At 73.3% G+C, this 9,413-nt stretch carries 10 protein-coding genes and 1 pseudogene; 1 reads left to right on the forward strand and 10 read right to left on the reverse strand.

Annotation, left to right across the window (positions count from 1 at the left end; translation table 11 throughout):
- Both C1I98_RS29490 and C1I98_RS29495 read right to left on the reverse strand, forming a co-directional pair.
- Nucleotides 1–427: hypothetical protein (locus tag C1I98_RS29490; RefSeq protein ID WP_146607696.1), on the reverse strand; the 427-nt coding region annotated here is incomplete at its 3' end.
- 94 nt (nucleotides 428–521) lie between these two features.
- Nucleotides 522–1,289, reverse strand: a complete 768-nt coding sequence (locus C1I98_RS29495; RefSeq protein WP_111170666.1) for a DUF72 domain-containing protein — start codon at nucleotides 1,287–1,289, stop codon at nucleotides 522–524.
- A 179-nt stretch (nucleotides 1,290–1,468) separates the two neighbouring features.
- Here C1I98_RS29495 and C1I98_RS43240 point away from each other — a divergent pair, with 179 nt between their 5' ends.
- On the forward strand, nucleotides 1,469–1,642 hold the full coding sequence (locus C1I98_RS43240; protein ID WP_199537302.1) for a hypothetical protein: 174 nt from the start codon (nucleotides 1,469–1,471) through the stop codon (nucleotides 1,640–1,642).
- A gap of 21 nt (nucleotides 1,643–1,663) precedes the next feature.
- On the opposite strand, the gene C1I98_RS29500 is transcribed toward C1I98_RS43240, so the two are convergent.
- From C1I98_RS29500 to C1I98_RS41835, 8 genes and pseudogenes are all read right to left on the reverse strand, one after another.
- Complete coding sequence (locus C1I98_RS29500; RefSeq protein ID WP_111170667.1) at nucleotides 1,664–2,590, reverse strand: Ppx/GppA family phosphatase; 927 nt, start codon at nucleotides 2,588–2,590, stop codon at nucleotides 1,664–1,666.
- Nucleotides 2,591–2,631: 41 nt separating this feature from the next.
- Entirely contained in the window at nucleotides 2,632–3,147 is a 516-nt protein-coding gene (soxR, locus tag C1I98_RS29505) for a redox-sensitive transcriptional activator SoxR (protein ID WP_111170668.1), read from the reverse strand.
- A 40-nt stretch (nucleotides 3,148–3,187) separates the two neighbouring features.
- Nucleotides 3,188–4,825: a phosphoglucomutase (alpha-D-glucose-1,6-bisphosphate-dependent) gene (gene pgm, locus C1I98_RS29510; RefSeq protein WP_111170669.1), complete on the reverse strand. Its 1,638-nt coding sequence runs from the start codon at nucleotides 4,823–4,825 to the stop codon at nucleotides 3,188–3,190.
- A gap of 63 nt (nucleotides 4,826–4,888) precedes the next feature.
- Nucleotides 4,889–5,452, reverse strand: a complete 564-nt coding sequence (locus tag C1I98_RS29515) for an NUDIX domain-containing protein (protein WP_111170670.1) — start codon at nucleotides 5,450–5,452, stop codon at nucleotides 4,889–4,891.
- A gap of 11 nt (nucleotides 5,453–5,463) precedes the next feature.
- Complete coding sequence (gene ligD / locus C1I98_RS29520) at nucleotides 5,464–6,654, reverse strand: non-homologous end-joining DNA ligase (protein ID WP_111170671.1); 1,191 nt, start codon at nucleotides 6,652–6,654, stop codon at nucleotides 5,464–5,466.
- A gap of 4 nt (nucleotides 6,655–6,658) precedes the next feature.
- Nucleotides 6,659–8,080 (reverse strand): M48 family metalloprotease, encoded by a 1,422-nt coding sequence (locus C1I98_RS29525; protein WP_146607697.1) that lies wholly within the window; start codon nucleotides 8,078–8,080, stop codon nucleotides 6,659–6,661.
- A gap of 66 nt (nucleotides 8,081–8,146) precedes the next feature.
- Nucleotides 8,147–8,647 (reverse strand): anthrone oxygenase family protein, encoded by a 501-nt coding sequence (locus C1I98_RS29530; RefSeq protein WP_111170673.1) that lies wholly within the window; start codon nucleotides 8,645–8,647, stop codon nucleotides 8,147–8,149.
- A 119-nt stretch (nucleotides 8,648–8,766) separates the two neighbouring features.
- Nucleotides 8,767–9,413 (reverse strand): annotated as a pseudogene (locus tag C1I98_RS41835) (FAD-dependent oxidoreductase); the annotation flags it as partial.

Here is a 9,413-nt window from a genome sequence, read left to right on the forward strand (position 1 = left end):
GGCCGGTGGCCGGGCGGGTCTCCCCCTCCGCCCGGCCACCGGCCTTCGCGTCGTCACCGGGCTCCTCCGGGTCCGGCTCCTCGGGCCGGCGCGCCTCCGGGACGGACAGCGTGATCGGGAACGCGTCGCGCCTGCCCCTGACCTCCCGGGTCGCGCCGGGATCGTCGGGCGCCGACGCCGCCCACGCCGCGTCGCGCGCGGCCCGGTCGCCGGAGCGGAACGGCCGGCGCAGGCCACGGAAAACGGAACGGAACATCAGCACGATGAGCGCGGGCTCGGGCGCCTGCGGACGTTCGAGACCTCCGGTCCGTTTGGCCAGCACCGCCAGCACCGCCAGCGTGATCAACGAGATGACCCCCATCGCCAGCGGGACCATCAGGATGACCAGGGCAAGCGAGATGGCCACCCCCACCAATTGCCACATCATCGCCGGCATCCTCCCTCGCGCGCTCGAACGACGATGCTGCCCCTTTCAGACACCATTATTCGGCGAATGAACCCTATCAGCAGGTTGATATCGCCTACCCGATCGCGTGCCCCGATCCCCCGGCCATGGCGGCGAATCGGGCCGCGTCGCGCACCGCGGCACCGCCCGGGTCGTTGTTGAAGTAGACGTACACGGTGGCCTCCTGATCGGCCTCGTCCTTCCATGTCTCTCCAAGTCGCGTTATCCACCGGGCGAGCGACGCGTCGCCGTACGACGGCCACGGGTCCGCCGACCCCTCGTGCAGACGCAGGTATCCCCACGGCGCGGTGCGCCACAGCGGCGTCAGCGCGCGTTCCCGCCGGTCGGCCCAGCACAGCGTGGCCCCGTGGGCCGCCAGCGCGGCGCGGACCCGCTCCCCGGCCGCACCCTCCCACCACGACGGGTGCCGCGGCTCGACCGCGACGCGCGCGCCGGGCGGAAAGCAGGCCAGGCAGCCGGTGAGCAGCCCGAGGTCGCAGCGCAGGGTCGGCGGGAGCTGGAGCAGGATCGGCCCCAGCCGGTCGCCGAGGCCCTCGGCCGCGCCGAGCAGCCGCTCCACCGGCTCGCGCGGCTCCTTCAGCCGCCTGGTGTGGGTGAGGTAGCGGCTGGCCTTCACGGCCATCACGAAACCCTCCGGGGTGCGCTCGCGCCAGCTCGCGAAGGTCTCCCTGGAGGGCAACCGGTAGAAGGAGTTGTTGTTCTCCACCGTGCCGAAGGTCTGCGCGTACCGCTCCAGCCACAGCCGCGCGGGCATCCCTTCCGGGTAGAGGACCCCACGCCAGTCGGCGTACTGCCAACCGGAGGTCCCCAGGAAGACGCGCACGAACGTGCTCCTACCCCGCTCGCGGCGTCCATGACCGTCAGGTTGGCGTGACCTGACGGGAGCCGCCGAGGCCCGCGCCTTTACAATGTAGATCACAATCTCATGGAGAACCCTGAATCGACCCTGACTTCCCCGGCGGCCGCCCTCAGATCCCCGACAAGCCGCCTACGGTGGGACTCATGGGACGAATTCTGCTTGCCATCGCCGCCGTCATCGTCGGGTTCATCGTGCTGGGCTGGGTCATCGGACTCTTCGGCACCTTGCTGAAGTGGGCCCTCATCATCGGCCTCGTCGCCGTCGTCGCCGGCGTCGTGATGCGGCTGGCGCGGAGCGGCCGCAGCGAGAACGCCTGAGGGCTCCCCGCGGGCGCCCGGTCAGGGCATGACGTCCAGGCGGCGCAATATCACGCCCTCGCGCAGCGCCCACGGGCACACGTCCAGCTCGGTGAGCTCGAACAGGTCCATCACGGCGTCGGCCACGATCGCCCCGGCCGCGAGCTGGGGCGCGCGGCCCTCCGAGACCCCGGGCAGCCGGGCGCGTTCGGCGGCGGGCATCCGCGCCAGCCGGTCGGCCAGCTCCGGCAGCGCCGATCGTTCCAGGGAGCGCCGGGCGTAGGGCCCGGCCCCGGAGTCGGCGGCCCCGGCGATCCGGGCGAGCTGCCGGAACGTCTTGGAGGTGGCCACCGCCCGGTCCGGAGCGCCGTACCTGATCACGTCGCCGACCGCCCGCGCCACCTCGGTGCGCACGTGCCTGCGCAGGTCACGGACCTCCTCCGCGGACGGCGGGTCGCCGGACAGCCGGTCGCGGGTCAACCGGCCCGCCCCGAGCGGCAGCGAGACGGCCACGTCGGGCTCCTCGTCGATGCCGCCGGCGATCTCCAGTGAGCCGCCGCCGATGTCGAAGACCAGCAGCCGGCCCGATGACCAGCCGAACCATCTGCGCACGGCGAGGAAGGTCAGCCGCGCCTCGTCCTCACCGGTGAGCACCTGGACCGAGACGCCGGTCCGCTCCTTGATCGTGGCCAGCACGTCCTCGCCGTTGGGCGCCTCCCGGACCGCCGAGGTCGCGAAGGCCATGAAGTCCTCGACGCCCTTGTCCTCGGCCACCTGCCGGGACTCCTCGACGAACCCGCCCAGCCGCTGGGTCCCCCGCTCCGACAGCCGCCCGCCGTCCTCCAGGTGCTCGGCCAGGCGGAGTTCGAGCTTGTGGGAGAAGGCCGGCAGCGGCTTGGCCCCCCGGTGGGCGTCCACGACGAGCAGGTGCACCGTGTTGGAACCGATGTCGAGGACTCCGAGTCGCATGATCCGACGCTACCAATCCTTCGCCGCCGGTTTCCCGCGGCTTAGGATGCCTCCTCTTCGCACCCGGAGCCGCACCCCGCCCCGCACACCTCTGCCCGCGAACGCGCGGCCAGCAGCCGGCGCGGGCCCGGTCCCTCCTCGCCGAGCCGGTCGTGCGGATTGGCCAGCAGGCACCGGTCCAGTGACAGGCAGCCGCAGCCGATGCAGTCGGTGAGGTCGTCGCGAAGCTGGAGCAGCCGCTCGATCCGCAGGTCCAGCTCCGAACGCCAGGCGGCGGACAGGCTCGCCCAGTCCTCCCTGGTCGGCGTGCGGCCCGACGGCAACCGATCGAGCGCCGCCTTGATGTCGGTGAGCGGGATGCCCACCCGCTGCGAAAGCCGGATGAACGACACCCTGCGCAGCGTGTCGCGCGTGTAGCGGCGCTGGTTGCCCGCGGTGCGACGGCTGGTGATCAGCCCCTTGGCCTCGTAGAAGTGCAGCGTGGACACGGCCACGCCGGTGCGCTCGGCAAGCTGGCCGACGGCGAGTTCACGGACATTGAGCGGTACCTGTGCCACGCTTTCACCCTATCCGTCACCGGCGGCGGACACGCTGACCTCATCCGCCGAGTGTGGCGGTGACCAGGGCGCGCGCCTCCTCCTGCACCTGCGCCAGATGCGCGGCGCCCTTGAAGGACTCGGCGTAGATCTTGTAGACGTCCTCGGTGCCGGAGGGGCGGGCGGCGAACCACGCGTTGTCGGTGCAGACCTTCACCCCGCCGAGCGCCGCGCCGTTGCCCGGCGCGGAGGTCAGCACGGCGGTGACCGGCTCGCCGGCGAGCTTTCCTGCCGTGACGTCCGCGGCGGACAACGCCCCGAGCCTGGCCTTCTCCTCGCGGGTGGCGGGGGCGTCGATCCTGGCGTAGGCGGGGTCGCCGAACCTGCCGGTCAGCTCGCCGTACAGCTCGCTCGGGGTGCGCCCGGTCACGGCGGTGATCTCGGCGGCCAGCAGGGCCAGGATCAGGCCGTCCTTGTCGGTCGTCCACACCGAGCCGTCCCGGCGCAGGAACGACGCACCGGCGCTCTCCTCCCCGCCGAACCCCAGCGACCCGTCCAGCAGCCCCGGCACGAACCATTTGAACCCCACCGGGACCTCCACCAGCCGCCGCCCCAGATCGCCGGCCACCCGGTCGATCATGCCGCTGCTCACCAGCGTCTTGCCCACCCCCGCGCCGCCCGGCCAGCCGGGCCTGTTGCGGTACAGGTAGGAGATCGCCACGGCCAGGTAGTGGTTGGGGTTCATCAGGCCGCCGTCTGGCGTGACGATCCCGTGCCGATCGGCGTCGGCGTCGTTGCCGGTCGCGACCTGGTAGGCGTCGCGGGCGGCGATCAGCGAGGCCATCGCGTACGGCGAGCTGCAGTCCATCCTGATCTTGCCGTCCCAGTCCAGGGTCATGAAGCGCCAGGTGGGATCGACGTCCGGGTTGACCACCGTGAGGTCGAGCCGGTGCCGCTCGGCGATCTCCCCCCAGTACTCCACGCTCGCCCCGCCCAGCGGATCGGCCCCGACGCGCACCCCTGCCTCGCGGATGGCGTCCAGGTCGAGCACGGAGGGCAGATCGTCGACGTAGGCGGCGAGGAAGTCGTGCCTGCCGGTGGTCTCGGCGGCCAGCGCCCGCTCGTAGGGGATCCGCCGGACCTCTTTCAGGCCGCCCGCGATCAGCGCGTTGGCGCGGTCCTGGATCCAGGAGGTGGCCTCGGAGCCCGCGGGGCCGCCGCTCGGCGGGTTGTACTTGAAGCCGCCGTCCGCGGGCGGGTTGTGCGAAGGGGTGACCACGACCCCGTCGGCCTGGTCCGCCCCGCGCCGGTTGTGGGTCAAGATGGCGTGGGACACGGCCGGGGTCGGGGTGTAGCCGTCCCTGGCGTCCATCAGCACCCGCACGCCGTTGGCGGCGAACACCTCGACGGCCGACACCCGCGCGGGCTCCGACAGCGCGTGGGTGTCGATGCCCAGGTACAGCGGCCCGGTCACCCCCTGGCCCGCCCGGTATTCGCAGATCGCCTGGCTGGTGGCCAGGATGTGGTTCTCGTTGAAGGCGGTGTCCAGCGAGGAGCCGCGGTGCCCCGAGGTGCCGAACGCCACCCGCTCCCCCGGCCGCGCCGGGTCGGGGGGGCGCGCGTAGTAGGCCGTCACCAGCTTGGCCACGTCGACCAGGTCGGACGACGTGGCGGGCTCACCGGCGCGCTCGTGGACCATGACGACAACTCCCTGGGTCGCGATCGGGGATGCGTGGCTCCTCGTACCCACCGCCTGGGCGTCTCATCCGGCCCGCCCGGCGGCCTCGTGCAGCAACAGCAACGCGTAGCCGGCCAGCGAGCAGGCGTCGGCGACCTCGCCGCCGCGGACCATCGCCTCGAACTCGGCGCGCGACACATGCCGCTGGATCATGTCCTGTTCGCCCGCCTCACGGTCCGGCGGACCCGGGGTGAGGCCGGTGGCCAGGAAGACGTGGAAGCGCTGGGCCAAGGTGCCCTGGGCGTTGTCCAGCGTGCCCAGCCGGACCAGCTCGCGGGCCCGCAGCCCGGTCTCCTCCGCCAGCTCGGTGGCGGCCATGCCCTCGGGGCCGGTCGCCCCGGCGACCGTGCCCTGCGGGAAGCCCCAGGTACGCCGCCCGACCGGGTAGCGGTACTCCTGCACCAGGTGGAAGCCGTCCCGTTCGGCCGGGATGACCAGCGCGAAGTCGGGTTTGTCGACCACACCGTACATGCCGCGCGACCCGTCGGGGCGCTCTATGGCGTCTTCTCTGACGCTCAGCCACGGGTTGGCGTAGACGACCTTGGTCGACACCTGCCTGACGATGCCGCCCGCTGAGTCCCCGGCCATGACCGAGGATCCTACCCGTCCCCCTCGCGCAGGGCCGCCCACGGGTCGTAGTCGGACTCCAGGGGCTCCTGGGCGGGCCGCTCCGGTTCGGGGACGTGCTGGAGGTTGACGCGGATGCGGTACCAGACGGAACTGCGCCCGCGCATGCCGTCCACCAGCACGTCGGCGGGGCGCAGCCGGGCCGCGACATCGGGGTGGCGGGCCTTCCAGCGGTCCAGGCCCGCCATCGCCTCGTCCTTGGTGCGGGCCCTGGCGATCTCGATGACCGGGATCCCGCCCTTCTGCGAGGGGTGCGGCGGCAGCGAGGCGGCGAAGTCCAGCAGTTCGGTGAGCGAGCCCGGCTCGCGGCCGATGTCCGCCCACGGGTCGCCGATCTCGGCGTACCGGGCCGGGACGGTGTCGATGGTGAACTCCCCGGGGTGCCGCTCGTGCACCTCCTCCCAGGCGAGCGGGGTGGACACCCGCGCGTCGGGGGTGGGCCGCACGGAGTAGGCCGAGGCGACCGTGCGGTCGCGGGCGTTCTGGTTGTAGTCGACGAACACCCCGTGGCGCTCCTCTTTCCACCAGCGGCTGGTGGCGAGGTCCGGGGCGCGACTCTCGACCTCCCTGGCCACGGCCTCGGCCGCCTGGCGCACCTCCGGGAAGGTCCAGTGGGGGGCGATGCGGGCGTACACGTGAAAGCCGCGCGAGCCGGAGGTCTTGGGCCAGGCCGGCAGGCCGAAGTCGGTGAGCACCCGCCGCACCACCAGGGCCACCCGCACGATTTGCGGCCACTCCACGCCGGGCACCGGGTCGAGGTCGATGCGCAGTTCGTCGGGATGGTCGAGGTCTTCGGCCGGCACCGGGTGCGGGTTGAGGTCCACGCAGCCCAGGTTGACCACCCAGGCGAGCTGGGCGGCGTCGCGCACCACGACCTCCTCGGCCGAACGTCCCGACGGGTAGCGCAGCTCGGCGACCTCGATCCAGTCGGGCCGCTTGTCCGGCGCGCGCTTCTGGAAGAACGCCTCGGCGGCCACGCCGCGCACGAACCGCTTGAGGATCATCGGCCGCCCGGCCACGCCGCGCAGTGCGCCATCGGCCACGTCGAGGTAGTAGCGCACCAGGTCGAGCTTGGTGTGCCCGGTCGCGGGGAACACCACCTTGTCCGGGTTGGTGATCCGTACCTGCCGCCCGGCCGCCGCCACCACCTGCGCATTCGCCATAGAGTCACGATACGTCGGACGCTTTTCCCGCCATCGGCAGCAGCGCGTCCACCGGCCCGCCGCCGGCGATCGCCTCCGCCAGCGACACCACGTCGGTCCGCCCGCCGTCCCAGCCCACGAGCACCCGCTGGCGGAGCGGATCGGCGTAGCCGTACCCGGCCTCGCGCAGCGTCCGGTGGATCGCCGGGATCAGCGCGCACACCGCCGGCACGGCGTGCGGGCACGCCCACTCGCACGGCGGCTCCCCCGCCGTCCAGCCGGTCGCCACGGCCTCGGCCACGCGGCGCGCCGGGGTGTCGCCGGGCATGCCGAGCAGCCGCCGCACGCCGTCCAGGCGTTCCTCCAGGTGGGCGTCCCACACCTGCTCGGGGACCCCGTGCAGCGAACCGGCGTTGGGCAGCCGGTACCGGTCCGACAGCCACCACCGCAGGTGGTGGCGGGCCAGCCGGGCCTCGGCCCGCTCGGGCAGCCCGTCCCGCAGGCCGGGCAGGCCGGGCGCGCGGGGCGGTGGCCGCTCGGTCAGCGCGGCGGGGTCGCCGCCCAGCGCGCGCAGCCGGCGGAGCATGAGCGGCGAGCGGGCGAGCCGGTCGCGGGTGCGGTGCCAGCCGCGTTCCACCAGCAGGTCCTCGCGGACCTTCCAGCGCCAGGCGGCGTACAGGTCGAGCGGGAAGCCGTCCAGGGCGACGGCGGCGGGCGTGCCGTACCGGTCGGTGAACCACAGGAAGCTCTGCTTGAGCGCCTGCGCGCGGATGAGGGCCATGGCCGCGGTCTGCGCGCCGGCCACCCGCGCGGCGGCGGCGTCGGCCGCCCCCAGCAGCGCCGCGGCCACCGTCTCGGCCTCCGGCGGCGGCTCGCGTTCCTCGATCCACAGCGCGTACATGGCGTCGGCGGCCCGCGAGCGCCGCCCGCACAGCAGCGCCAGCTCGTGGGCCACCAGGCAGCGCAGTTCGGCGCGGCTCAGCTCGGTCAGGTACGGCAGGCCGATCCACAGCTCGCGCCGCCCCGGCGCCGGGCGGATCGCCATGGCGTCGGCGCAGGCCCAGGCGTAGAGCCTGCGCGGCGGGCGTACGCCGAGTTCGGCCGCCACCTCGGCGACCAGCGCGTGCAGGCCGGCGTGCTCGCGCCCGAGGCGGTGCAGCGCGCCTGGCGGCCTGCGGACGATCTCGAAGCCCAGCGCGGCCAGCGCGATCAGGGCCATGGCGAGGGCCACCAGACCGGCCGCGAGCAGCCAGGCGGGCGAGCCGGGCGGCGGTAGCGCGCCGGGCCACAGGCACGCGAGCAGGAGCATGCCGGCCAGCGCGGCGGTCGCGCCCACGGCGACCTCTCGCACCGGCGAGGCCCAGGCGGGCAGCAGCCGCAGCGGCGCGCGGCGCAGGATCACCGAAAGCGCCCGCCGCCTCGATAAGCCGCCGGGCAGAGCGCCCATCCGACCCCTTTCCCGCCGCCCTCCAGGCGACCGTGCCACAGGGCCGCCTACCCAGGCGGCCCTTCGCTAGGCGGCCGTGCCCCACAGGTAGAGGCCGAGCCCGGCCAGGAGCAGGCAGGCCACGCCGGCCACCGTCCTGATCGTGTTCCATCGCGTCCAGCGCGGGGAGTAGCCGGCCCACAGAGCGGCGGCCCCGCCGGCGTCGTCCGGCACGCTCGCGCGGGCCAGCGCCTCGTTCATGGGGACGTTGATCACGACGGTCGGCAGGAACGTTCCGAACGCGTAGACCGCCGCCGCGGCGAAGAAGGCGATCACCGCGTCGGTGCGGTCCAGTGTGAGCAGCAGGCCGCCCGTCGCCGCCGCCAGCACCGGCGCGCCCATGAAGGGCCCCAGGAAGAGCGGGTCGAGGATCTTGCGGTTGATGCTCCGCATCGCCCTGGCCGCCTCCCGCGGGTCGATCGCGTCGAGCCCGCGCATGACGGACACGGAGAAAGCGTAGAAGACCCCTGCCACCGCGCCGGCCACCGCCAGGGTGAGGTATGCCAGCAATGTTGTGAGTATCGCCATTTCGGCCTCCTACCGGGTATTTCGCCTCCCGGCGAAGGTACCGGGAAAACCGGGGGCCGCCGCACAGTCGGCCCCCGGTTCGGGATATGTCCCTCCGGGACGGACCCGGCATCCCCCCGTCAGCCGGGGCCGTACACGTCCCAGAGGTTGCCCGCGAAGAATCTGGCGAAGCGATCCAGCGCGGCCATCCCGTCAGGGCCCTCGGTACGGAACGAGGTGAGCTGGCGGATGAAGTCCCCCAGCTCGATGTGGAGCGTCCCCGCGCCGGCGACCGGCGCGGTGTCGTCGTGCCCGTCGGGCACATGGCCTTCGAGCAGCCGGAAGTACATCGTCGTGGTGGCCGGCCAGATGTCGGTCGGCGGCCCGTGGAAGACGTTCTTCCAGCCGGTGAGGGTGCGGGGCCGGTCCATGCCGTCGGTGAAGTGCAGCCGATAGCGCATCAGCCGCCGGTCGGGCGCACCACCGGGCGCGAACAGATTGAACCAACCCCGCTCGACCAGACGCCGGCCCCCGCAAGCGGCAGCGTCTATCCATCCCTCGGCCCGGGCCAGGTGATCCTGGTCGGACAGGAAGCGATCCACGTCGTCCAGGGTGATCGTGAGCCGGAAGGCGAAGCGGTCGCCGGGCACGCCCGGATTGCGCACACCCTCGCGGTAGAAGCCCTTCATCTCCTCGGTGAACGACAGCGACGTGCGACCGTCCAGGCTCGCGCGGCCCGCACTGCCGCCCGAGCCCGACAGGTCGCACGTCGCGCCGTCCCCTCCCC

The sequence above is a fragment of the Spongiactinospora gelatinilytica genome (assembly GCF_003236385.1).
Lineage (GTDB): Bacteria > Actinomycetota > Actinomycetes > Streptosporangiales > Streptosporangiaceae > Spongiactinospora > Spongiactinospora gelatinilytica.

Bases quoted from the DNA above. Each gene is read 5' to 3' on its own strand.
- C1I98_RS29525 (WP_146607697.1), bottom strand. From the start codon at position 8,080: ATGGGCGCTCTGCCCGGCGGCTTATCGAGGCGGCGGGCGCTTTCGGTG.
- C1I98_RS29500 (WP_111170667.1), bottom strand. From the start codon at position 2,590: ATGCGACTCGGAGTCCTCGACATCGGTTCCAACACGGTGCACCTGCTC.
- C1I98_RS43240 (WP_199537302.1), top strand. From the start codon at position 1,469: ATGGGACGAATTCTGCTTGCCATCGCCGCCGTCATCGTCGGGTTCATC.
- C1I98_RS29515 (WP_111170670.1), bottom strand. From the start codon at position 5,452: ATGGCCGGGGACTCAGCGGGCGGCATCGTCAGGCAGGTGTCGACCAAG.
- ligD (WP_111170671.1), bottom strand. From the start codon at position 6,654: ATGGCGAATGCGCAGGTGGTGGCGGCGGCCGGGCGGCAGGTACGGATC.
- C1I98_RS29530 (WP_111170673.1), bottom strand. From the start codon at position 8,647: ATGGCGATACTCACAACATTGCTGGCATACCTCACCCTGGCGGTGGCC.
- pgm (WP_111170669.1), bottom strand. From the start codon at position 4,825: ATGGTCCACGAGCGCGCCGGTGAGCCCGCCACGTCGTCCGACCTGGTC.